This window comes from Azovibrio sp., from assembly GCF_049658005.1.
Classification (GTDB): Bacteria; Pseudomonadota; Gammaproteobacteria; order Burkholderiales; family Rhodocyclaceae; genus Azovibrio.
Genome location: NZ_JBASOH010000019.1, coordinates 26,158 through 49,873, shown reverse-complemented (window position 1 = coordinate 49,873; position 23,716 = coordinate 26,158). Strand labels below are relative to the sequence as shown.

Below are 23,716 nucleotides of genomic sequence, written 5' to 3'. Positions count from 1 at the left end.
TTCTGGATTCTGGCTCCCCGACCTGGGCTCGAACCAGGGACCTACGGATTAACAGTCCGGCGCTCTACCGACTGAGCTATCGAGGAATTGATGGACGGCATTCTAGCGCCCGGCCGGCTCTGAGTCAACATGGAAAAACGGAGAAAACAGCAATTTCATGAACTCCAGCGATATTTACGTCAAAACCCCACAAGGGGAAGAGGCCATGACCCAGCGCACCCGGGTGGTCCAGCGCAGCCAGCGTATGGTGCTGATCCTGGTGGATGGCAAGACGCGGGTGGCAGAGTTAGGCGCCAAGATCGGTGATGCCCGACTGACTGAAACCGCCTTGAAGGAACTGGAGGCGGGCGGTTTCATTGCGCTTTCCGGTGTGCAGGCAGCGGAAGCGCCGGTGCTTGCCGATCGCCCGCTGGTCACCCCCTCGCAACTGTCCCGGCTTTCCACCTTCGGGCCCAAGTCCGCTCAGGCAGCCGCCAGTCCCGGTGCGGCAACGGTGATGCCCAGCAGTTTTTCCACCTTTGCCCGGCCCCCGCTCGTCAAGGCCGCGCCGGCATCCCCCGGGGCGCACGAGGTCAATCCGGAGATGCCGGAGAAAGCCGATGTTCGACCTGAACCGCGCTTTCCGGTCGGCAAGCTGATGGCCGGGGCGTTGGGGCTGGGGGTCCTGGCCATCGTGGCCGGCATCTTTCTTTATCCCTACGACCATCACCGTGCCAGCTTTGAAGCGAAGCTTTCCCGGCAGTTGGGGGTGCCCGTGAAGATCGGGGAAATCGGCCCGCGCTTCATGCCGGGGCCGATGCTGGAACTGGGCAATCTCCGTCTCGGCCAGGAGGGGCAGGGACGGATCGAAAAACTGCGTTTGCCTGGGCTGTGGTCCCATCTGCGGAACCAGGAAATGGACCGGAACGACGTGATCGAAATCCACGGGGCCCGCCTGCCCATGGAGTATCTGTCCCGCTGGTGGGCAAAGCGGGACCCCGGAGCGCCGGCCAGGATCCAGGTGCGGCAACTGGAACTGCTGATGGGCGCTCGTTCCCTTGCCGTACTGGATGGGGAGATCCAGCGCAAGACTGATGGCAGCCTGCAGCAGGCGCTCCTGCATTCGGCCGACAGGAGTGTTCGTCTCGAGGTGGCGCCCCAGGGCAAGGAACTTGGCATCAATTTCGAAGCCAGTGCCTGGAAGCCCCAGCCCGACTCACCCGTCACCTTCGTGTTTGCCTCGGCCAAGGGCATTTTGCAAGAGCATTCCCTGCGTTTGAACTCGGTAGACCTGCGTTTTCTGGATGGGCGCTACGAAGGGGATCTGCTGATTGATTGGGGCGCAGGGCAGGGCATGGCAGGCAGTGGCACCTTGCATCGCATCAATACGAGCAGTCTTGCCGCCCTGTGGGTGCCGCAACTGAAGATGTCTGGAGAGCTTTCCGGCAGTTTGCGCTTCCGGGCCCAGGGCAACAGTCCTGAAGACCTGCTCGCCGATCTGGAGGCCGAGGGCAACTGGCGTGTCGAGCATGGTGAAATTCGCGCTACCGACTTGGCCAATGCGGTGCGCCTCGGGCGCGGTCGGGTTGCAAGAGGGGGGATCACCCGGTTTGAGCGCTTGACGACAGATGTTCGCCTGGCGCCTTCTGGCATCCGGTTTTCCAATATTCAGATGGCCGCGGGCCTGATGCAGGCTCAGGGCTATCTGGATGTGGATGCTGCCGGTGATTTCCGGGGGCGTCTGGAAGTGTTCCTTTCCCGCTCGACGGGCGGCGGGGGCGCCCTGGTGAAATTGGGCGGGCGATTGCCCAATCTGGAAGCTTCGATTCAGTAAAAGGCGGCGGGCAGCAACGCAGCGGGGATCGAAACCCCGCCGCGTTGCTGCCGCAGAAAACCGGTCAGCCCTTGACCACGGCGCCGATGGCCTGGGCCACGGCGGCCAGGTTCTTGCTGTTCAGGGCCGCCAGGCAGATGCGGCCGGTGGACACGGCGTAGATGCCGAACTCGGTCTTCAGGCGTTCTACCTGGGCGGCGGTGAGGCCGGTGTAGGAGAACATGCCGCGCTGCTGGATCACGAAGGAGAAGTCCTGGCTCACGCCCTGAGCCTTCAGGGCATCCACCAGGCCGGTGCGCATGGCGCGGATGCGCTCGCGCATGCCGGCCAGTTCCTCTTCCCACATCTGGCGCAGTTCGGTGCTACCGAGCACGGCGGCCACCACGGCGCCGCCGTGGGTCGGGGGGTTGGAGTAGTTGGTGCGGATCACGCGCTTGACCTGGGACAGCACCCGGCCGGCCTCTTCCTTGCTGGCGGTGACGATGGAGAGGGCGCCGACCCGCTCGCCATAGAGGGAAAAGCTCTTGGAGAAGGAGCTGGAGACAAAGAACTGCTGGCCGGAGGCGCTGAAGGCGCGGACCGCCGCGGCGTCCGGCTCGATGCCATCGGCAAAGCCCTGGTAGGCCATGTCGAGGAAGGGCACCAGCCGCTTTTCCTGGCACACGGCGACCACTTCCTGCCACTGGGCCTCGGTGAGGTCGGCGCCGGTGGGGTTGTGGCAGCAGGCGTGCAGGACGATGATGGAACCGGCGGGCAGGGCGGCGAGCCGGGCTTTCATGCCCTCGAAGTTCACGCCCCGGGTGGCGGCATCGTAGTAGGGATAGGTCTCGACCCGAAAACCGGCCGCCTCGAACAGGGCGCGGTGGTTTTCCCAGGACGGGTCGCTGATGTAGAGGCCGGCCTGGGGCAGCAGCTTCCTGAGGTAATCGGCGCCGATCTTGAGGGCGCCGGTGCCGCCCAGGGCCTGGATGGTGAGCACGGCGCCATTGCTGGCCAGCTCGGAACCGCTACCAAACAGCAGGTTCTGCACGGCCTGGTTGTAGGTGGCGTTCCCTTCGATGGGCTGGTAGCCGCGCGGCGGCAGGCTCTTCAGGCGGGCTTCCTCGGCGGCCTTGACGGCGGCCAGGAGCGGCAGTTTGCCGTTGTCGTCGTAATAAACGCCCACGCCCAGATTGACCTTGGTCGCACGGCTATCGGCGTTGAAGGCTTCGGTCAGGCCGAGAATCGGGTCACGGGGCGCCATTTCAACGGCGGCAAAAAGCGATGCGGTCATGGTTTCTCCAGGTATTCGGTGATTGGCTTGGGCGAGTCGGTGAATTGGGCAATAATCCCGGCTCGGCTCCAGTTAAGGGGGTCCAACAAAAACAGCCGGAAATTCTAACATGGCAGATCAGACCGACCGCACTCCCACTCCGCCGGAAAGTGACGTGATCAGTTTTCCCGGCAGCCCTTTTCGTCTGCACCAGCCCTTTCCCCCCGCCGGCGACCAGCCCGAGGCGATCCGGCAACTGGTGGAGGGGCTGGCCGACGGGCTTTCCTTCCAGACCCTGCTCGGGGTCACCGGCTCCGGCAAGACCTTCACCATGGCCAACGTCATCGCCCGCACCGGGCGTCCGGCCCTGATCCTGGCCCATAACAAGACCCTGGCGGCCCAGCTCTATTCGGAGATGAAGGAGTTCTTCCCGGAAAACGCGGTGGAATACTTTGTTTCCTACTACGACTACTACCAGCCGGAGGCCTATGTGCCGTCCCGGGATCTGTTCATCGAGAAGGACTCGGCCATCAACGAGCACATCGAGCAGATGCGCCTGTCGGCCACCAAGAGCCTGCTGGAACGCCGGGATGTGGTGATCGTGGCCTCGGTTTCCTGCATCTACGGTATCGGTGACAAGGAGGATTACCACGACATGATCCTCACCATGCGGGTGGGGGACAAGCTGGATCAGCGCGCCATCGTCAAGCGCCTGATCGAAATGCAGTACGAGCGCAATGACCTGGATTTCCACCGCGGCATCTTCCGGGTGCGGGGGGACGTGATCGACATCTTCCCGGCGGAAAACGCCGAGCATGCGGTGCGGGTGGAATTGTTCGATGACGAGGTGGAGTCCCTGCGTTTCTTTGATCCCCTGACCGGCGAACTGCTGCACAAGGCCTTGCGGTTCACGGTCTTTCCGGCCTCCCATTACGTCACCCCGCGGGCCACGGTGCTGCGCGCGGTGGAGGCCATCAAGGAAGAACTGCGTCAGCGGGTGGATTTCTTCCAGCGGGAACAGAAGCTGGTGGAAGCCCAGCGCATCGACCAGCGCACCCGATTCGACCTGGAGATGCTCAATGAAATCGGCTTTTGCAAGGGCATCGAGAACTACTCACGGCATCTTTCCGGCCGCCAGCCCGGGGAACCGCCGCCGACCCTGATCGATTACCTGCCTGCCGATGCCCTGATGTTCATCGACGAGTCTCACGTCAGCATCGGCCAGGTGGGGGCCATGTACAAAGGGGACCGGTCGCGCAAGGAAAATCTGGTCAATTACGGCTTCCGCCTGCCCTCGGCCCTGGACAACCGGCCGCTGAAGTTCGAGGAGTTCGAGGCCATGTTGCGCCAGACGATTTTTGTCTCGGCAACCCCTGCTGCCTACGAAAAGGAACATGCTGGCCAGGTGGTGGAGCAGGTGGTACGGCCGACGGGACTGGTGGACCCGGTGGTGGAAGTGCGTCCTGCCACCACCCAGGTGGACAATCTGTTGCCGGAAATCAAGGCCAGGGTGGCGGTGAACGAACGGGTGCTGGTGACGACGCTCACCAAGCGCATGGCCGAGGATCTGACCGATTTCCTGCGCGAGAACGGCGTCAAGGTGCGTTACCTGCATTCGGACATCGACACCGTGGAGCGGGTGGAGATCATCCGCGACTTGCGTCTGGGGGAATTCGACGTGCTGGTGGGCATCAATCTGCTGCGCGAGGGGCTCGACATTCCCGAGGTGGCCCTGGTGGCGATCCTGGACGCGGACAAGGAGGGTTTCCTGCGCTCCGAGCGCTCCTTGATCCAGACCATCGGCCGGGCCGCCCGCAACCTGAACGGCAAGGCCATCCTCTACGCCGACCGGATCACCGACTCCATGGGGCGAGCCATGGCGGAAACCGAGCGGCGCCGGGAAAAGCAGATTGCCTTCAACAAGGAGCACGGCATCGAGCCCAAGGGCATCGTCAAGCGCATCAAGGACATCATCGATGGCATCTACGACGCGGAGTCGGCCCAGAAGGAACTCAAGGCTGCCCTGCAGCAGGCCGGTTACGAGGCCATGAGCGAGAAAGCCCTGGCCAAGGAAATCAAGCGCCTGGAAAAACTCATGGGCGAGTATGCCAGGAATCTGGAATTCGAGAAGGCGGCGGCGACCCGGGACGAATTGTTCCGGCTCAAGGAGAGCGTGTTTGGTGCGGCAGTGCACGATGGGAACTGAGTGGATTCATGTTCATGGGATAAATCCGGCTTGTTGCCATCATGCTGGCAATGGCGCAGAATGAGGCCATAACAAGTCAAAATTTCTCTATTCCACAACAAAGGAAGACCATCATGGATACCGCGTGGGCACGCAGGGATCTATTCCCCAACGGAGCCCGGAAGGATGCTCCAGTGAGTCGTTTGCTGTTCGTATGCATGGGCAATATCTGCCGTTCTCCCACCGCCGAGGGAGTGTTTCGCAAACTGCTGCAGGATAGGGGTCTAGAAGACCGCTTCGAGATCGATTCGGCGGGTACGCATGGCTACCATGTCGGCGAACCCCCCGATCTTCGTACCCAGCGCGCGGCGGCTTCCCGAGGTTATGATCTTTCCTGGATGCGGGCCCGCAAGGTGACGCCCCAGGATCTGGAGTATTTCGATCTGATCCTGGCCATGGACAAGACCAATCTGGACAATCTGCGGCGCATGACCGATCCGGAAAAGCACCAGAAAATCCATCTGTTCATGGAATTCGCCCGGAACTACGACGATGACGAAGTGCCCGATCCCTACTACGGCCTGGGTTATGGCTTCGATGTGGTGATCGACATGGTGGAGGATGCCTCCCTCGGCTTGCTGGAGGCCATGCTGGCCCCCCAGCAGGTCAAGGTGAAGTAAGGCGGCGTTCCAGGGGGTTCTGGCGGTAGTAACGGCTCAAGAGTTCGTACCATCGGGGGTAAAGCGCCCCCAGCCCCTCGGGGTTGCCAAAAAAGGCTTCGCTGGAAACCGCAAAGAATTCCGAAGGGTGTTCGGCCCCATAAGGGTCAAGGATCGGGTCCAGCGTCGGGTCCAGGGCCGGGTCCAGAGCCGGGTCATCATTCCGGTCTACCCGTTTGCAGAAATCCTCGTAGCTGGCCTGCAGGGTCGTCTTCCACTCATCGAGCTGCAAGCCGGAATGCAGGGCGGGAATGCCGTCCACTTCGCCATTCAACATGTCCAGCTTGTGGGCAAATTCGTGGATGATGACGTTGTAGCCTTCATCCTCCATCTGGCTGTCCTGCCATGACAGGATCACCGGGCCGCCTTCCCAGGCTTCGCCCGAGGCCGTGTCTTCATATTCGTGCACCACGCCGCTTTCGTCCATGATCTGGCGGGGGATGATGAATTCTGCCGGATAGACGATCACCCCCACCCAGTCCCGGTAGGCGGCCAAGCCCAGTTCCAGGATGGGCAGGCAAGCCTGGGCGGCGATGTGCACCCGCATCGGGTCGCTGAGTTCCAGCCCGGCGGCGCCAGTGAATTCCTTTTCCCGCAGGAAATCCTGGCTCAAGGTTTTCAGGCGCTCTCGTTCCTGGGCGGACAGATGCCGGAAAACCGGGGAGTGAGCCAGGGTCTGTTGCCAGAGGGAGGCGGAAAGGGTGGGCCGGGGCTGGCGCAGGCCCTGCAGCAAGGAAGCGAGGCGGGCTTTCATGGCCGGACGGGTTTGCGGGTTACCAGGGCAATGCCGGTGAAGATCAGGCTCATGCCCAGCAGGTGGTAGAGGCTGGGGCGTTCGTTCAGGAACAGGGCGGCCAGCAAGATGCCGAATACCGGCATCAAATGGATGAACAGGCTGGCCCGGCTGGCGCCGACCTCGGCGACGCCCCGGTTGTAAAAGATGTAGCCGATGAAACTGGGAAAGATACCCAGGTAGGCCAGCCCCAGGAGGCTGCCGGTATGCAGCTGGATATGTCTGCCTTGCAGGATTTCCCAGAGGTAGAAGGGGGCCAGCATGATGAGGCCCAGGGCGAACAGCACCGCCAGCAGCAGCATCGGCGGCATGCCGGGCGGGCGAAACTGCAGCCCCAGGGTGTAGCAGGCCCAGACCAGCACCGCGCCCAGCATCCACAGGTCGCCGGTGTTGAGGGTCAGCGTGGCCAGGCTGGCCGGGTCGCCCCGGGTGATGAGGGTCAGGGCGCCCAGGAGTGAAACAGCAACGCCGATGCCTTCCATCCGGCTCAGTCTCTTTTTGAAGAAAATCCAGGCCAGGGTGAGGGTGGCGATGGGGACGAAGGCGTTCAGGAGGAGCGCATTGGTGGCGGTGGTGGTCTGCAGGGCCAGATAGGCCAGGGTGTTGTAGCTGGCAATGCCCAGAGCTGCGAGCAGGAGCAGGGCGGGCAGGTGGCGGCGGATCAGGTGGGCATGAGCTGACCAGTGGGGCAGGGCCAGTGGCAGCACCAGGGCAAAGGCGATCAGCCAGCGCCAGAAGGCCAGCGCAATCGGAGGTATGTCATCCCTGAGGCCCCGGCCCAGCACCATGTTGCCGGACCAGAACAGGGCCGAGAGGGTGAGCAGCAGGTAGGGATTGCTGCACCAGCGGGGCCATTCAGGCTTCACTGACGGCAACCTCCGGTGCCTGGAGCCAGAGGCAGGCGCCCTTGCTGTCTTTCTGGATGCCCTCCAGCACCCGTCGATGGGCTTCCAGGTCTTCGCCTTCGGCCCGGCGCACCAGCAGGGGGCCGCGCTGCCGGGGAGCCTGCTTGACCAGGTCCTGCAGCGCCGGGCTGTTGCCTGCGGCGGGCTGGTCCATGATCAGGCTTTCCTGGCCACGGGTCATGGCCAGGTAGACCTCGGCCAGCAGTTCTGCGTCGAGCAGGGCGCCGTGCAAGGTGCGATGGGCGTTGTTGATCTGGTAGCGTTCGCACAGGGCATCGAGATTGTTGCGCTTGCCCGGATGCAGTTCCCGGGCCATTTTCAGGGTGTCCTGGACCCCGTTGCAGATCTGCCGGGTCTGGGGCAGGTCGAGGCGGGCAAACTCGGCGTCGAGAAAGCCGATGTCGAACGCGGCATTGTGGATCACCAGCTCGGCATCCCGGATGAATTCCTGCAATTCCCGGGCGATGTCTGCGAACCTGGGCTTGTCTTCGAGAAACGCATTGCTGATGCCGTGCACGGCCTGGGCGCCCGCGTCGATTTCCCGCTCCGGGTTCACATAGTGATGCAGTTGCCGGCCGGTGAAGCGCCGGTTCTCCATTTCCACACCGGCCACTTCGATGATGCGGTGGCCCTGGCGGGGTTCGATGCCGGTGGTTTCGGTGTCCAGAAAGATCTGTCTCATGGTTTTTGTTCCTTGCTGGGTTTTAGTTCTTCGATGCCGCGATTGGCCAGGGCATCGGCGCGTTCGTTTTCGGGGTGGCCGGTGTGGCCCCTGACCCAGATCCATTGCAACTGGTGCTGGCCGGCCAGTTTATCCAGTTGCTGCCACAGGTCGGCATTCTTTACCGGGGCTTTGCTGGCGGTTCTCCAGCCATTTCGCTTCCAGCCGTGAATCCACTCGCTGATGCCTTGCTGGACGTATTTCGAGTCCGTGTAAATCCGTGCTGAAACCGGACGCTTCAGGGCTTCCAGGGCGCGGATCACGGCGGTGAGCTCCATGCGGTTGTTGGTGGTGTCCCGTTCGCCGCCCCAGAGTTCCTTCTCGTGGGTGCCGGTGCGCAGCAGGGCGCCCCAGCCGCCAGGACCGGGATTGCCTTTGCAGGCGCCATCGGTATAAATATCCAGATCAGACATTGTTGTTTTCCTTGCGGGCGATCGGGGTCAGAGCCTTGGCCTTGACCTGGACTTGCTGGTTGCGCCAGTTGGGGATGATCAGGCGCATGCCATGGACCCGCTTGATGGCGCGAATCATGTAAATGCTGCCGGCAAAACCCCACCAGCGGTCACCGGCAAGTTCCATGAAGTGCCAGCGCTTGAGCCATTTTGCAGTCTTGCAGGGCGGAGCGTAGGCACCGAAAGCGCCCCGGTCCAGTTCAAAATTGAGGAGGGTGAGCCAGTCCTTGAGACGCAGGACGGACAGGTAGCGGCCATTCCAGGGAAAGCCCTGGGGAGCGGGGGGCAGGTGGCGGCGCAGACCCCAGAGGGAATAGGGGTTGAAGCCGAGGATGAAGAGCTGACCTTCGGGGATCAGGATGCGCTCCACCTCCCGGAGAATCTGGTGGGGGTCCGGGTAAAACTCCAGCACATGAGGCAGCACCACCAGATCGATACTTTGGGCGGCGATGGGCAACTGGGTGAAGTCGCAACGCAGGTCGGTGCCGGCCGTGTCACCCAGGGTCATGCGCATCGGAATCCGGTTGCTGCGCAGGAAATCCCGTTCCGGCATGCCCAGTTGCAGCGCATTGAAGCCGAACACGTCGGCCAGGGCTTCATCCAGTCTGGCCTGTTCCCAGTCCAGGACGTAGCAGCCCTGGGGAGTCTGCAGCCATTTTTCCAAACCCTGAATTGACATTGCGTTCGCTTTGAAGAATAGTTCCGGGATGTTAGAGATTATTGCCATTCCCGCATTCCGGGACAATTACATCTGGGCCCTGCGGGCTGGTCATGAGGCGGTGGTGGTCGATCCGGGCGACGCCGCCCCCGTGCTGGCCTGGCTGGCCCAGGAGAACGTCGCCCTGAAAGGCATCCTCATCACCCACCACCACCAGGATCATCAGGGCGGGGTGGCCGGCCTGCTGGATCGGGACCCCGGGCTGCCTGTTTTCGGGCCGGCTGCGGAGTCTATCACAGGGCTCAACCGGCCTCTGGCCGGCGGTGAAACCCTCCAGGTGCTGGGCTTGCCCGTCCAGGTCTGGGCCGTCCCCGGACATACGCGCGGCCATCTGGCCTATCTGCTTGAAGACTATCAGTTTGAAGATGCCTTGTTTTGCGGTGACACCCTGTTTGGCGCCGGTTGTGGCCGCCTGTTCGAGGGAACCCCGGAGCAGATGTTCCAGGCCATGGAAAAGATCGCTGCCCTGCCGGACAACACCCGGATCTTCTGCGCCCACGAATACACCCTGCAGAACCTGGCCTTTGCCGCCCTGGTCGAGCCGGAGAATCCGGCCATCCTGGCACGCATCGAGGCCTGCGAGCGCTTGCGCCAGCTGGGTCAGGCGACCGTGCCGTCCACCCTGGCGGAGGAGAAGGCCACGAATCCCTTCCTGCGCCATGGGGTGCAGGCCGTTGCGGCGCGGGCCCGCGAACGGAATCCGGAAGCTCTGCTGCCGGTACAGGTCTTTGCCACCCTGAGAGCCTGGCGCGACGAGTTCTAGCCTTTCAGGCCGGAGGCCGGGCCGGTGATGATGCCCCGGGTTTCCGGGCCTTTCTTCTTGGTTTTCCGCCGGGTTTAGAGTCCTTCCATCCTGGCAAGGCGAGTCCTCCATTCTGGCAAGGCAGCGGGATATGCCCTTGCTGGCCGCTATTTTGCCAATCAGCATCAGGCTGCCTTGCCTGGGTTCACAAGCCGGATTTTCAGGGGCCGGGCTGGTCTTGATTTGGCGTGTTCAAGCCGCGTGCCCGGCGTAAAATGGCGGGCTCCATGACCGGGATATATTTGTGAGTGATTACCTTCTTCTCGCCGTGCTCCTGCTGCAGTTGCTGTTGCTTTTCTTCGTCTGGCAGGGACGGCGCCAGGGGCATGACCAGGCGGCCTTTTGCCAGGCCCTGGAAATCGCTCTGGAACGACTCGGGCGGGAGCAGCGTGAGCAATGGGCTCAGGGCCGCAAGGAGGCTGCCGAAGCCGCTTTCCGGGAGCGGGAGGAGCGGGCCCGTGCCGGGGCGCAGCTGGCTCAAACGCTGGGGCAGCACGTAGGACAACTAGGGCAGTTGCAGAGCGATCGCCTGGAAGCTTTTGCCCGGGAACTGAGCCGCTTTTCCCAAGGGCTCGATGAGCGTTTCGTGCAGTTGCGGGGGACCGTGGAATCCCGCCTCCAGGCCATGCAGGCTGACAATGCCGGCAAGCTGGAGGAAATGCGGTGCACGGTGAACGAGAAACTCCATGCCACCCTGGAGCAGCGCCTGGGAGAATCCTTCAAGCTGGTCAGTGAGCGGCTAGAACAGGTGCATCGCGGCCTGGGCGCCATGCAGTCCCTGGCGACCGGGGTGGGGGATCTGAAGCGGGTACTGGTCAATGTGAAGACCCGGGGGTCATGGGGCGAGCTGCAGTTGGCCAACTTGCTGGAACAACTGCTGACTGCCGAGCAATATGCCTGCAACGTCATCACCCGGCCGGGCAGTAATGAGCGGGTCGAATTCGCCATCCGGCTGCCGGGGCAGCAGGATGATAGTCCGGTGTGGTTGCCCATCGACGCCAAGTTTCCTCTGGAAGATTACCAGCGGCTTCAGGAGGCCCAGGACCGGGGCGACCCAGTTGCCCAGGAAGAGGCGGCCCGGGCCATCGAGGTGCGTCTGAAGCTGGAGGCCCGGACGATCCGGGAAAAATATGTGGCGCCGCCCCACACCACGGATTTTGCCATCCTTTATCTGCCCATCGAGAGCTTGTACGCCGAGGTGTTGCGACGCCCTGGCCTGGCCGACACCTTGCAGCGGGAGTGGCGGGTGAGTCTGGCGGGGCCGACGACCCTGGCGGCCATGATCAACAGTTTGCAGATGGGTTTTCGCACCCTGGCCATCGAACGTCATTCAGCCGAAGTCTGGGCCGTGCTGGGCGCGGTGAAGACGGAATTCAGCAAGTTTGGCGAAGCACTGGCCCATACCCGCAAGAAACTCGATGAAGCCAGCAACAGCATTGGCAAGGCGGAAACCCGGACCCGGGTACTCGCACGACAGCTCAGCACGGTGGAGGCACTGCCGGTGAGCGAATCAGCCCGCTTGATCGGGGTGGCCGATCTGCTGGAGGAGGAAAGCTGAGCTTTACCGAGGAATTGGACCGGGCTTACCGGATGACGCGTTACCGGATCGCCTTGCCCTGCGGCACGCTGGAGTTGCGGGTGGGGGAGCGGCAGCCGCAACTCGATGCCTGCCTGCGCCAGGCCGGGTTTTCCTGCTGGTGCCTGCTGACCGCCTGGAATCCTGGTTCGCGCTTGCTACCCCGGGAAGAGAACCGGGCGCGACAGGAAAAGTTGAAGAAATACCTGCTGGATCGCGGACACATCATTTTTTCGGGTGAGAATCATTCCTGTTCAGGTGGCTGGCCCCTGGAATGCACGATTTTCGTCCCTGGTTCATCCCGGCAGGAAGGGCGTGAAGCGGCGCTTCTGTTTGAACAAAATGCCTTTCTGGCCGGAGAAAATGATCTGCCTGCGGAATTGTTGTGGATTTAGCAGGAATTCTGTAATACCTTCAGGAAGGTAGCGTTGGTTCAATTGCCTGGGCATGGCTTTCAAAATGACAAAAAAAATCGGACGATTCGAAGTGATCCGGGAACTGGGTCGGGGTGCGCAGAGTGTGGTCTATCTGGCCTTTGACCCGCAGCTTGAGCGGGAAGTCGCCGTCAAGACCCTGCATTTCAGCCAGCCCGATCCACAACAGAATGCTGCGCTCCTGGCCGAAGCCCGGATGGTCAGCAAACTGCGCCATGCCGGTATCGTTCCCATTTATGAGGCGGGAGAAGAAGACGGGGACATTTTCCTGGTCTTCGAATACGTGCCCGGAGAAAACCTGGGCCTGCATCTGCGGCGCCAGGGGGCTCTGCCGGCCGTCAAGGGGGCCACCCTCATGGTCAGCATCCTGGAGGCCGTTGCCCATGCCCACTCCCACGGGCTGATTCACCGGGACCTGAAGCCCAGCAATATCCTGATGGATGAAAGCGGTGCGCCCCGGGTCATGGATTTTGGCATCGCCACCCATGTGGCAGGGGGCAGCACCGGCCAGCAGGAGTTGTCCGGCACCCCGGCCTACATGGCCCCCGAATACATTTCCAGCCGGGTCATCAGCGCGCAGACCGATGTTTTTGCAGCGGGGCTGATCCTGTTCGAAATGCTGAGCGGGCGGCGGGCCATCCAGGGGGAAAACCTTCATCAGATCATGAACCAGATCGCCAACGAGAGCGTCAGGCTTCCCGGTGACGGTTCCGTGACGATCGATGACAGGCTGGGCGACATCCTGATGAAAGCCACCGCCCGCTTGCCGGAAAACCGTTATTCAACGGTGGCACAATTTCTCCAGGCTCTGGAAGGCTATCTGGCGCCTGAAGGGGAAGACAACGGTCAGGGGAGCCATCTGCAAAGCACGGTGGATTTCCTGTTGCGGCGCCTCCGCCACAAGGGAGATTTCCCGGCCCTGTCGGAATCCGTCGGCGCCATCAACAAGATCGCCTCCAGCGAAACCGAGAGTGTTGCGCGGCTCTCCAGTTCCATTCTCAAGGACTTTTCCCTCACCAACAAGATTCTACGCCTGGTGAATTCCGCCCATTTCCGTCAGGCGGGAGGGGGCAATATCAGCACGGTGTCCCGGGCCGTGATCGTGCTCGGCTTTGATGCCGTGCGCAATATTACCGTGACGGTGCTGCTTTTCGAGCATCTGCAAAACAAGAGCAATGCCAATCAACTCAAGGAAGAGTTCCTGCGCGCCAACATGGCCGCCTTGTTGGCCAGGGGCATTGCTTCAAAGCAGCAGAACATGGAACAGGAGCAACCCTTCATCTGTGCCATGTTCCACAATCTGGGGCGACTTTTGTCCCAGTATTACCTGCCCGAGGAAAGCGAAGAAATTCGCAAGTTGGTCGCGCAAAAGGAGGTTCCGGAAGCGGTGGCGGCCCTGCAGGTGCTGGGAGTCAATTTCGAGGATCTCGGAATCGGCATTGCCAGAAGCTGGGGCTTTCCCGGCCTGATCGTCAATAGCATGCGTCGCCTGCCGAGCGGGCCGGTGCGCAAACCGCTTACCCCGGATGACCGGATGCAGGTCCTTTCCGCTTTCTCCAATGAAATCTGCAATGTGCTGCTGAGTGCTTCGGTCGAGGGCCTGGAGAAGGAACTGCGCAAGGTTTCCAGCCGTTTTGGTGCTTCGCTTGCCCTGAGCGAACAGGAGCTCAAGCAGACCATTGAAACGGCGGTGGAGGAAATCCGCGAATTTGCCCGCATCATCCGCGTCAATTTGCAACAAACCCAGTTTGGCCGACAGTTGAAGAGGCTTGGCATCGCCGGAATTGCCGCCCCGGCGGAGGAAAGCGCGGCAGGGGACGATGCGGGCGATAGCTCCTTGGGGGAGGCGGTGCTGGGGGGCGATAATCTGCTGGGGCTGGATACTGGCAGCTTTGGCGAGGAAGGCAGGAAATCCGCGGATGCCCAGGAAATCCTGACCGCCGGGATTCAGGACATCAGCAATTCACTGGTGGAAGGTTTCAAGCTCAACGACATTCTGCGCATCATCCTGGAAACCATGTATCGGGCCATGGGTTTCAAGCGGGTGATCCTCTGCATCAAGGATGCCCGGCACAATGTGATGCAGGGCCGTTTTGGTTTCGGACCGGAGAGCACCGAGCTTGCCAGGCAGTTTCGCTTCACCTTGAGCTTTACCCCCGACATTTTTCATGCGGCCACCTCCAAGGGGGTGGATATCCTGATCAGTGATGTCGATGATCCCAAGATCGCCAGCCGCATCCCCGATTGGTATCGAAAACTGCTTGCCTCGAAGACTTTTGTGGTGCTGCCCCTCAATATCAAGACCAACCCGGTTGCCCTGATCTATGCCGACCGGGACGAAGCTGGGGGGATCGAAATTTCCGAGAAGGAGTTGTCTTTGTTGCGTACCCTGCGCAATCAGGCCGTTCTGGCCATCAAGCAGGTCAACTGAGCCTGCTCAGAAAACCTGCCACCAGGGCTTTTTCTTTTCCAGTCCCTGGGTGTAATAGGCGCTGTTGGGGTAGTTGAGGCGCATGGTCCGTTCCGCGTCGGCCCGCAGGGGCTCCATGCCCATCTTGTCGTAGGCCACCACCAGAATGTACAGCGCTTCTTCCTGGGAGGGAGTGTTGGGATAGTTCTTGATGACGAACTGGGTGCGATTGGCGGCCGCCACGTAAGCCCCTCGCTTGATGTAGTAGCGCGCCACATGCACTTCGTGCGCCGCCAGGGCATTGACCAGATAGTTCATGCGCAGGATGGCGTCCGGGGTGTATTTGCTGTTGGGGAGGCGTTGCACCAGTTCCTTGAAGGTTTCAAAGGATTCCCTGGCCGACTTGGGGTCTCGTTCCGACTGGTCCTGGGTATTCAGATAACCCATGAAGCCCAGGTCTTCATTGAAGGTCACCAGGCCCTTCAGGTAGTACATGTAATCCACATTGGGGTGATTGGGGTGCAGCTTGATGAAGCGGTCACAGGCCGCCAGGGCGGAGGCCGCATCCCCATCCTTCCAGTAGGCATAGGCCACTTCCATCTGGGCTTGCTGGGCGAAGCGGCCGTAGGGGTAACGGGATTCCAGCTTCTGGTACATCTTGATGGCTTCTTCCCAGTTATTGTCGCTCATGGCCGATTTGGCTTCAGAATACAGCTTGCTGGCAGACCAGCCGGCCGTCATGTCGATCTGTTCCGGCAACAGGCTGCAGCCGCCCAGCCAGGTAAGCGAGAGCACCAGGACCATGCGCCGGGCCGGAGCCATCCACTTCCCGGGAAAATGGCGAGAAGAAATTTCGCGGGCCAACTTGTTGGGCCCAAGCCCGGCTACACTTCGCATATATGAACATTCCTCAAGAAAACCCCGAAGATTATAGCCCAAGCCCGGAAGACGGTTTGTGGGTTCCCGAAGCAGAAGCAGGACGGCGTCTCGATCAGGTTCTGGCAATGCTGCTGCCCCAGTATTCACGTAATCGCCTGCAGGGCTGGATCAAGGCGGGCCAGGTTCTGGTGGACGGCGTGGCGGAACTGGAGACCAAGCGCAAGGTGAGGGGCGGCGAGTCCGTGCTGCTGATGGCACTGCCGGACCAGGAAATGCTGGCCCAGACGCCGGAAGACATTGCCCTGGACGTGGTGTACGAAGACGAGATGCTGATGGTCATCAACAAGCCGGCCGGCATGGTGGTGCACCCGGGCAGTGGCAACTGGAGCGGCACCCTGATGAATGCCCTGCTGCACCATGATCCGAAGCTGGCCGGTGTTCCCCGGGCGGGTATCGTGCATCGGCTGGACAAGGATACCAGCGGCTTGCTGGTGGTTGCCAAGACCCTGGAGTCCCAGACCGACCTGGTCCGGCAGTTGCAGGCCAGAACCGTGAAGCGGGAATATTTTGCGGTGACCATCGGTGAGTTGCGCGGCAAGGGCACCGTGGAGGCTCCTGTTGGCCGGCATCCGGTACAGCGCACCAAAATGGCGGTAGTGCCGGGGGGCAAGCCCGCCATCACCCATTACCGCGTCCAGGCCCGCTATGCCGGGGCAACCCTGGTCTGCTGCCGTCTGGAAACCGGGCGAACCCACCAGATCCGGGTGCACATGGCCGCCCTGGGGCATCCCCTGCTCGGCGATCCCGTCTATGGCCGCAGCGTGGAAAGTCTGCCCGCCTTTACCCGGCAGGCGCTCCATGCCGCCCGGCTGGGGTTGCTGCATCCGGCCAGCGGCGAATCCCTGTCCTGGGAAATCACCTTGCCTGACGACATGGTGCGGCTCATTGCCGCATTGCAGGATGCCTGAGTTCATCGTTCCGGAATGGCCCGCCCCGCGCCGGGTGCGCTGTTTGCAGACCACCCGGCAAGGCGGTGTCAGTTTGCCGCCTTACGATAGCTTCAATCTGGGCGACCATGTCGGGGACGCGGCCGAAGCGGTAGCCGCCAACCGCGCACTGCTGGCGCCGCACTTGCCTGGCACCCCGGTCTGGCTGGCGCAGGTGCATGGCACCCGGGTGCTGGAATTGCCGGCCGATAAAGAGGGACCAAGGGAAGAGGGACCTTGGGAAGCGGATGGTGTCGTCAGCCGGAGCCCGGGCCAGGTCTGTGCGGTGATGACGGCAGATTGCCTGCCGGTCTTGTTCTGTGACCGGGCCGGGACCGTCGTCGCGGCCGCCCACGCAGGCTGGCGGGGATTGCTGGCCGGCATCCTGGAAAACACGGTGACCGCCATGGGGATTGCCGGGGCGGAAATCCTGGCCTGGCTGGGGCCTGCCATCGGGGCTGAGGCTTTTGAGGTGGGGGCAGAGGTCCGGGCCGCGTTCCTGGCCCGGGATGCGGCTTCGGCAAGCTGCTTTTGGGCCGGAGCAGCGGGCCGGTACTGGGCTGATCTCCAGGGCCTGGCGCGGCAGCGCTTGGCGGCCTGTGGCTTGCAGTCGGTACAAGGGGGGAGCGGCTGTACCTATCGGGATTCCGAGGCTTTCTTCTCTTACCGCCGGGATGGGCGCACAGGGAGGATGGCTAGTCTGATCTGGCTCGAAGACGTATAATCCGCTCCCCTTTTGGGTCGGGAATTCCGTGAGTACTCTGAACTGGATCATCTTCAGCAGCATCCTGGGTGGTGGCATCAGCGTACTGGCTGCGGCGCTGCTGGGAAATCTGGTGGGGGCAGGGCGGCTTTCCCTGCTGGTTTCATACGCCATCGGCGCCCTGCTCGGGGCTGCCTTTCTCGAAGTCATTCCCCATGCCTTTGCCGGTGTGGGAGACCCGGCCCGGGTGGCAGCCTCCATTCTTGCCGGCATCCTGGGGTTCTTCGTGCTGGAAAAACTGGTGCTCTGGCGCCATTGCCATCACGATCATTGCGAAGCCCATGAGGCCCATGCTCCCACCCATGATCATGGCCGCTCGGGCCTGATGATCCTGGTAGGAGACACCTTTCACAATTTTGTCGATGGCATCCTGATCGCGGCAGCCTTCATGCAGGATGCCCAGTTGGGCATTGTTACGGCCGTGGCCATCATTGCTCATGAGATTCCCCAGGAACTGGGGGATTACATGGTGCTGTGCCATTCCGGCTACAGCAAAAAGAAGGCGCTGATCTTCAATCTGCTCTCCAGTTTTGCCACCTTGGTGGGCGGCTTGCTGGCCTATTTTGCCCTGTCATCCCTGACCTCCTGGATTCCCTACCTGCTTGCGGTGGCCGCCGCCAGCATGATTTATGTGGCCGTGGCGGACCTGATTCCCGGCCTGCACAAGCGCACCGAACTGCGGGCTACCCTCATGCAGGTGCTGCTGATTGGCCTGGGGGTCGCCACCATTGCCCTGACCCAGAGTGTGTTTGATCACGACCATGACGCCCAGGAGCATGGTCATGCGGCTCATGAGCCGCCGGGTTTCCATCAGGAAGCAAGCCTGCCCGAGGCGGGCGGGCCGGCCAGGGAAGCCTTGCCGCGTCATTGAGTCGTGCCCCGTTTGGGGTTCCGGGTGCTGGGGGCTCGATCCCTGGGTTGGCCCGCGGCCCCGGCTTGTCGCTCTATCCGCATTCCGTATTCCACATTCCGGATGTCGGCCTCCTGCGATCTTGTGCCGTTGCCGGCTGGTGTGGCCGGTGGTGAGACTGTGGTAGTATCCGGCCTCTAGCTGCGGAGCGGTAGTTCAGTTGGTTAGAATACCGGCCTGTCACGCCGGGGGTCGCGGGTTCGAGTCCCGTCCGCTCCGCCAGAACTTCCAGAAAAGGCGAACCCGGTTCGCCTTTTCCGTTTCATCAACTACAGTCGAAAATCCCGCCATGTTTGACGCCGTCCGTAACAACAAACGCATCGTCCAGGTCTTCTTGCTGTTGATCATGGTCCCTTTTGCCATGTGGGGCCTGGGTTCCTACATGGACAAAGATGGCGGTGCCAGAGAGGTGGCCAAAGTGGGGGATGAGAAGATCACCCTGAACCAGTTCCAGCAAGCCATGCGTGAGCAGCAGACCCGGATGCGCGCCCAGTTTCCGGGCGTGGATGCGAAGCTGCTGGATTCCCCGGCCATCCGGGAGAGCGTTCTGAACGGTCTGGTGGACCAGCAGCTGCTGCTCCAGGAAGTGAACCGGATGCGCCTCGGCGTCAGCGTTCAGGCGCTGCAGGAGATGATCGCCAGCATTCCCGCCTTCCAGGAAGAGGGCCGTTTTTCCAGGCAGCGCTATGAGACCGTGCTGGCCTCCCAGGGCATGAACCCCGCCGGTTTCGAAGCCCAGTTGCGGCGCGACATGGCCCTCCAGGCCCTGATCGGCGCCGTGGGCGAATCGGCCTTTGTGGCGCGTACCGTGGCGGATCGCGTGGTGGGCCTGCAGGCCGAAACCCGCCAGGTTCAAGAAGCCCTGATTCCCTGGCAGTCCCTGGCCGGGCAGGTGAAGGTCGATGCGGCGGATGTGCAGCGCCATTACGAAGAGAACAGTGCCCGCTTCAGTATTCCCGAGCAATTGCGGGTGGAATATGTGGTGCTCTCCCAGGACAAGCTGGAGGCCAGGGTGAGCGAGGCCGAGATCAAGGCCTGGTACGACAGCCACAAGGACCAGTACAGCCAGCCCGAAGAGCGTCGTGCCAGCCATATCCTGCTGACCACCGGCAGCGGCGACAAGGCCGAGGTGAAGGCCAAGGTGAAGGCCGATGCCGAGGCCTTGCTGGCCGAGCTGAAGAAGAACCCCGAGCGGTTTGCCGAACTGGCCAAAAAGCATTCCCAGGACCCGGGTTCCGCCAGCAAGGGGGGCGATCTGGGCTTCTTTACCAAAGGCATGATGGTGAAACCCTTTGAAGACGCCGCCTTCGCTCTCAAGGAAGGCGAAATGTCCGACCTGGTCGAAAGCGACTTTGGCTTTCATATCATCAAGCTGACCGGCATCAAGGCAGCCCAGGTGAAGCCCTTTGCCGAAGTAAAGGGCCAGATCGAAGCCGATCTGAAGCGCCAGAGCGCTGCCCGCCAGTTTGCTGAAGCGGCCGAGAACTTCGCCAATCTGGTCTATGAACAGTCCGACAGCCTCAAACCGGCTGCCGAGCAGTACAAGCTGCCTATCCAGCAATCCGGCTGGATCACCCGCCAGAAGGCCGACGGCATCCTGAATCATCCCAAGCTGCTGGAAGCCCTGTTTGGTGACGAGGTCGTCAAGAACGGCCGCAACACCGCGGCGGTGGAAGTGGCGCCCGGCACCCTGGTTTCTGCCCGCCTGCTGGAACACAAGCCCGCTGCACTGCGGCCCCTGGAGGCGGTGAAGGATGAGATCGAGGCCCGCTTGAAGCAGGAAAAAGCATTGGCCCTGGCCGTCAGCCAGGGGGCAGAGAAGCTGGCTGCGCTCAAGGCCGGCAAGCAGGAGTCCGTGGCCTGGAGTGCGAGCCAGAGCGTTTCCCGCATGGCGCCCGGAAAATTGGCCGCACCTGCCCTGACGGCGGTGTTCCAGGTCGATGCCAAGGCACTCCCGGCCTACACGGGGGTCGAATTGCCCGGCGTGGGTTATGGGCTCTACAAGGTAGTCAAGGTGGAAAGCGCCCAGGTGGATGCCAATGTGAAGGCAGCCCTGGAGGAGCAACTGACCAGCCTGGAAGCCAATGCCCAGGTGCAAGCCTATATGGCGGCCCTGCGCCAGCGTTACAAGGTGGATATCAACAAGGAAGCTCTCGCCGCGAAGGAGTAAGCCTCCGGTCTCCCTTTCCGGTCTCCCAGGGGCCGGGGCGTAAAAAAGCCGACCTGAACAGTCGGTTTTTTTGTGCCTGCGGACCGGAAGGATCAGACGGGCAAGGGGTCGGTGTTGCCCAGGGCGGTGGAGTGCATGCCGCCATCCACATAGAGAATTTCACCGGTAATGCCGCTGGCCAGGTCGGAGAGCATGAAGGCGGCGGCATTGCCCACTTCCTCGATCGTCACGTTGCGGCGCAGGGGGGCATGGTGCGCGTTGTAAGCCAGCAGCTTGCTGAAGTTGCCGATGCCGGACGCCGCCACGGTCTTGATCGGGCCGGCGGAGATGGAATTGGCGCGGATGCCCTCGGGCCCCAGGCAGAAGGCCAGGTAGCGGGTGGCGGCTTCGAGGCTGGCCTTGGCCAGGCCCATGGTGTTGTAGTTGGGCATGGTGCGCTCGGCGCCCAGATAGGAGAGGGCGAGCAAGGCGGCCTTGCGGCCTTTCATCATGGGGCGGGCCGCCTTGGCCAGCGCCGGGTAGCTGTAGGAGGAAATCTCGTGGGCAATGCGGAAGGATTCCCGCGACAGGCCTTCGAGGAAATCCCCTTCGATGGAATCGGAAGGGGCGTAGGCAATCGAATGCACGAGGCCATCGAGGCCCTCCCAATGTTGGGCCAGGTGGGTAAACAGTGCCTCGATCTGCTCGTCGCTGGCGACATCGCAGGGCAGCACCAGATCGCTGTCGAACTCATTGGCGAACTTGCGCACCCGTTCCTCGAAGCGCTCGCTCTGGAACGTAAAGGCCAGTTGGGCACCTTCCCGGTGGCAAGCCTTGGCAATGCCATAGGCGATGGAATGCTTGGACAGCAGACCGGTGATCAGAATTTTCTTGTCGGCGAGAAAGCCCATTTGTAACTCCCTGTCAGGACGAACCGCATGATTATAGCGGAATCATCAAATTTCATGCTGCATTGCAAGGCATTCATGCCGCCGGCGCAGGGCTTGGGCTAAACTGCCGCCCATGCGTAATGTCCTGAAACTGCTGTTGCCGGCCCTGGCGCTGCTCCTTTGCGCCTGCGGCGAAGTCTGGAACGACCCCTATCCCCTGCGGGAAGCGGGCGCCAACATTCTCTATACCGCCTTCACCGAGCGCCCCAAGCACCTCGATCCGGCCCAGTCCTACACCGAAGACGAAATCACCTTCACGGCCCAGATCTACCAGCCGCCCCTGCAATACCACTACCTGAAACGGCCCTACACCCTCATTCCCGCCACCGTCGAGCGGCTGCCCGAGCCGGAGTTCTACGACGCCCAGGGCCGGCGCCTGGGCGCCGATGCCCCGGCGGAACAGGTGGCGGAGAGCGTCTATGAACTGAAGTTGAAGCCCGGCATCCGCTATCAGCCGCACCCGGCCTTCGCCCTGGATGAGGCCGGCCGGCCCCTCTATCTGAATCTGCCGCCGGCCGAGCTGAAAGACAAATTCGGGATCGCCGATTTCCCCGTGAGCGGCCGCCGCACCCTGCGGGCGGACGACTACATCTACCAGATCAAGCGCCTGGCCCACCCCCGGCTGCATTCCCCCATCTTCGGCATGATGGCCGAGAAGATCGTCGGCCTGAAGGAACTGGGTGAGGCCCTGGAAGCCGCCTACAAGGCCAGGCCGGACCAGGACTGGCTCGATCTCGATGCCTTTCCCCTGGAAGGCGTGCGCCAGGTGGATGAACTCACCTGGCGCATCCGCATCAAGGGCCGCTATCCCCAGTTTGCCTACTGGCTTGCCATGCCCTTCTTTGCGCCCGTGCCGAGGGAGGTGGACCGCTTCTTCAGCCAGCCCGGCATGGCGGAAAAGAACCTGACCCTGGACTGGTGGCCGGTGGGCACCGGCCCCTACATGCTCACCGAGAACGACCCCAACCGGCGCATGGTGCTCACCCGCAATCCCTACTTCGAGGGCGAAACCTATCCCTGCGAAGGGGAGCCGGAAGACGAAGCCGCCGGCCTCCTGGCCGACTGCGGTAAGCCATTACCCTTCATCGACCAGGCCGTGTTTACCCGGGAGAAGGAAGCGATTCCCTACTGGAACAAGTTCCTCCAGGGTTATTACGATGCATCCGGCATCGGCTCCGACAGCTTCGATCAGGCCGTGCGCATCCAGGTGGGGGGCGAGGTGGGCCTGACCGAGGAAATGCAGGAGAAAGGCATCCAGCTCCTCACCTCGGTGCGCCCCTCCACCTTCTACATGGGCTTCAACCTGCTCGATCCGGTAGTGGGTGGCGATAGCCTCGAAGCCGCCAAACTGCGCCAGGCCATTTCCATTGCCATCGACCAGGAAGAGTACATTTCCATCTTCATGAACGGGCGCGGCATTCCCGCCATGAGCCCGCTACCGCCCGGCATCTTCGGCTTTGAAGCGGGCGAGGCCGGGCTCAACCCTTACGTCTATGACTGGGTCGAGGGCAAGCCGCGGCGCAAGTCCGTGGAAGAAGCCCGGCGCCTCCTCGCCGAAGCCGGCTGGCCCAACGGCCGCAACGCCCGCACCGGCGAGGCGCTGGTGCTCAACCTGGACACCACTTCCGGCGGCATGGGCGAAAAATCCCGGCTCGACTGGCTCACCCGCCAGTTCCAGAAGATCGATGCCCAGCTGGTGGTGCGGGCCACCGACTTCAACCGCTTCCAGGACAAGCTCAGGAAAGGCGCGGTGCAGCTCTACTTCCTGGGCTGGAACGCCGACTATCCGGACCCTGAAAATTTCTTCTTCCTGCTCCAGGGCAGTGAAGGCCGGGTCAAGTACGGGGGCGAAAACTCCTCCAACTACGCCAACCCGGCCTACGACCGCCTGTTCCAGAAGATGAAGGCCATGGAAAACACTCCGGAACGCCTCACCCTGATCCGCGAGATGAACCGCCTGCTGCAGCACGACGCCCCCTGGATCTACGCTTTCCATCCCAAGACCTACACCCTGACCCACGCCTGGCTCAAGAACCGCAAGCCCAACGACGTGGGCAACAACACCCTCAAATATCAGCGCCTGGACTACCAGGTCCGGGAGCAGCGCCGGGCCGCATGGAATCCCCCCGAACGCTGGCCCCTGCTGCTGATCCTCGGCAGCGTACTGTTGCTCCTGGCCCCCATCGCCTGGCTCTACCGGCGGCGGGAGCGGCGCACGGCACTTTGATTTTCCGGGGAAATCGGGGTTCGCAAATCCTCCTGCTGCGACCACCTGCGCAGCGCCACCTCGTCGGTGGGT

20 protein-coding genes and 2 tRNA genes are annotated in these 23,716 nt (G+C 62.2%); 13 read left to right on the top strand and 9 right to left on the bottom strand.

Translation table 11 applies throughout. The features are described from left to right. Positions 1-10: 10 nt before the first annotated feature. A tRNA-Asn gene (locus WBH99_RS02105) sits at positions 11-86 on the bottom strand. Between the two features lie 71 nt (positions 87-157). Between WBH99_RS02105 and WBH99_RS02100 the strand changes: the two genes are divergently transcribed. Next, positions 158-1,813, top strand: coding sequence for an AsmA-like C-terminal region-containing protein (locus tag WBH99_RS02100; protein ID WP_424218457.1), 1,656 nt, complete (start codon positions 158-160; stop codon positions 1,811-1,813). Positions 1,814-1,877: 64 nt separating this feature from the next. On the opposite strand, the gene WBH99_RS02095 is transcribed toward WBH99_RS02100, so the two are convergent. Then, positions 1,878-3,086 carry an amino acid aminotransferase gene (locus tag WBH99_RS02095; RefSeq protein ID WP_424218456.1) on the bottom strand — a complete coding sequence of 403 codons (1,209 nt, stop codon included), beginning with the start codon at positions 3,084-3,086 and terminating at the stop codon, positions 1,878-1,880. A 109-nt stretch (positions 3,087-3,195) separates the two neighbouring features. Here WBH99_RS02095 and uvrB point away from each other — a divergent pair, with 109 nt between their 5' ends. Further along, entirely contained in the window at positions 3,196-5,271 is a 2,076-nt protein-coding gene (gene uvrB, locus WBH99_RS02090; RefSeq protein ID WP_424218455.1) for an excinuclease ABC subunit UvrB, read from the top strand. A 173-nt stretch (positions 5,272-5,444) separates the two neighbouring features. Beyond that, positions 5,445-5,930, top strand: a complete 486-nt coding sequence (locus WBH99_RS02085) for a low molecular weight protein-tyrosine-phosphatase (protein ID WP_424218454.1) — start codon at positions 5,445-5,447, stop codon at positions 5,928-5,930. Here WBH99_RS02085 and WBH99_RS02080 read toward each other — a convergent pair. From WBH99_RS02080 to WBH99_RS02060, 5 genes are read right to left on the bottom strand one after another with little or no spacing between them, the layout of a single operon-like run. Beyond that, positions 5,917-6,723 carry a zinc-dependent peptidase gene (locus WBH99_RS02080; protein WP_424218453.1) on the bottom strand — a complete coding sequence of 269 codons (807 nt, stop codon included), beginning with the start codon at positions 6,721-6,723 and terminating at the stop codon, positions 5,917-5,919. The two genes, WBH99_RS02085 and WBH99_RS02080, sit on opposite strands and share 14 nt — an antisense overlap. Continuing rightward, a complete protein-coding gene (locus WBH99_RS02075; protein ID WP_424218452.1) occupies positions 6,720-7,628 on the bottom strand; it encodes a DMT family transporter in 909 nt (302 codons plus the stop codon). The genes WBH99_RS02080 and WBH99_RS02075 overlap by 4 nt, the downstream gene beginning before the upstream one ends. After that, positions 7,618-8,349, bottom strand: a complete 732-nt coding sequence (gene dnaQ / locus WBH99_RS02070; protein WP_424218451.1) for a DNA polymerase III subunit epsilon — start codon at positions 8,347-8,349, stop codon at positions 7,618-7,620. Before dnaQ ends, WBH99_RS02075 begins: the two co-directional genes overlap by 11 nt. Further along, the gene (gene rnhA, locus WBH99_RS02065) at positions 8,346-8,801 is read right to left on the bottom strand and encodes a ribonuclease HI (RefSeq protein WP_424218450.1); all 456 of its coding nucleotides are present in this window, start codon (positions 8,799-8,801) and stop codon (positions 8,346-8,348) included. The genes dnaQ and rnhA overlap by 4 nt, the downstream gene beginning before the upstream one ends. Further along, positions 8,794-9,519 carry a class I SAM-dependent methyltransferase gene (locus tag WBH99_RS02060; RefSeq protein ID WP_424218449.1) on the bottom strand — a complete coding sequence of 242 codons (726 nt, stop codon included), beginning with the start codon at positions 9,517-9,519 and terminating at the stop codon, positions 8,794-8,796. Before WBH99_RS02060 ends, rnhA begins: the two co-directional genes overlap by 8 nt. Before the next feature lie 28 nt (positions 9,520-9,547). On the opposite strand from WBH99_RS02060, the gene gloB reads away from it, so the two are divergent. From gloB to WBH99_RS02040, 4 genes are all read left to right on the top strand, one after another. Further along, complete coding sequence (gene gloB / locus WBH99_RS02055; RefSeq protein WP_424218448.1) at positions 9,548-10,321, top strand: hydroxyacylglutathione hydrolase; 774 nt, start codon at positions 9,548-9,550, stop codon at positions 10,319-10,321. Positions 10,322-10,604: 283 nt separating this feature from the next. After that, positions 10,605-11,918, top strand: a complete 1,314-nt coding sequence (locus WBH99_RS02050; protein ID WP_424218447.1) for a DNA recombination protein RmuC — start codon at positions 10,605-10,607, stop codon at positions 11,916-11,918. A 32-nt stretch (positions 11,919-11,950) separates the two neighbouring features. Then, positions 11,951-12,331: a DUF3293 domain-containing protein gene (locus WBH99_RS02045; RefSeq protein ID WP_424218446.1), complete on the top strand. Its 381-nt coding sequence runs from the start codon at positions 11,951-11,953 to the stop codon at positions 12,329-12,331. 64 nt (positions 12,332-12,395) lie between these two features. Next, positions 12,396-14,801 (top strand): protein kinase domain-containing protein, encoded by a 2,406-nt coding sequence (locus tag WBH99_RS02040; RefSeq protein ID WP_424218445.1) that lies wholly within the window; start codon positions 12,396-12,398, stop codon positions 14,799-14,801. Positions 14,802-14,807: 6 nt separating this feature from the next. Here WBH99_RS02040 and WBH99_RS02035 read toward each other — a convergent pair whose 3' ends face one another. Then, complete coding sequence (locus WBH99_RS02035; protein WP_424218444.1) at positions 14,808-15,602, bottom strand: outer membrane protein assembly factor BamD; 795 nt, start codon at positions 15,600-15,602, stop codon at positions 14,808-14,810. Positions 15,603-15,679: 77 nt separating this feature from the next. Here WBH99_RS02035 and rluD point away from each other — a divergent pair, with 77 nt between their 5' ends. The 5 genes from rluD to WBH99_RS02010 all read left to right on the top strand — a co-directional run bounded on the left by rluD (position 15,680) and on the right by WBH99_RS02010 (position 20,488). Further along, positions 15,680-16,627 carry a 23S rRNA pseudouridine(1911/1915/1917) synthase RluD gene (rluD, locus tag WBH99_RS02030; protein ID WP_424218443.1) on the top strand — a complete coding sequence of 316 codons (948 nt, stop codon included), beginning with the start codon at positions 15,680-15,682 and terminating at the stop codon, positions 16,625-16,627. Beyond that, on the top strand, positions 16,620-17,369 hold the full coding sequence (pgeF, locus tag WBH99_RS02025; protein ID WP_424218442.1) for a peptidoglycan editing factor PgeF: 750 nt from the start codon (positions 16,620-16,622) through the stop codon (positions 17,367-17,369). The genes rluD and pgeF overlap by 8 nt, the downstream gene beginning before the upstream one ends. A gap of 28 nt (positions 17,370-17,397) precedes the next feature. Beyond that, positions 17,398-18,279: a ZIP family metal transporter gene (locus WBH99_RS02020; RefSeq protein ID WP_424218441.1), complete on the top strand. Its 882-nt coding sequence runs from the start codon at positions 17,398-17,400 to the stop codon at positions 18,277-18,279. Positions 18,280-18,463: 184 nt separating this feature from the next. Continuing rightward, positions 18,464-18,540: transfer RNA gene (locus WBH99_RS02015), tRNA-Asp, on the top strand. Positions 18,541-18,607: 67 nt separating this feature from the next. Then, a complete protein-coding gene (locus tag WBH99_RS02010; RefSeq protein WP_424218440.1) occupies positions 18,608-20,488 on the top strand; it encodes a SurA N-terminal domain-containing protein in 1,881 nt (626 codons plus the stop codon). Positions 20,489-20,580: 92 nt separating this feature from the next. Here the strand turns inward: WBH99_RS02010 and fabI are convergent, their stop codons facing one another. Then, on the bottom strand, positions 20,581-21,378 hold the full coding sequence (gene fabI / locus WBH99_RS02005) for an enoyl-ACP reductase FabI (protein WP_424218439.1): 798 nt from the start codon (positions 21,376-21,378) through the stop codon (positions 20,581-20,583). Positions 21,379-21,490: 112 nt separating this feature from the next. Here fabI and WBH99_RS02000 point away from each other — a divergent pair, with 112 nt between their 5' ends. Then, complete coding sequence (locus WBH99_RS02000) at positions 21,491-23,644, top strand: ABC transporter substrate-binding protein (RefSeq protein WP_424218438.1); 2,154 nt, start codon at positions 21,491-21,493, stop codon at positions 23,642-23,644. Positions 23,645-23,716: the final 72 nt, after the last annotated feature.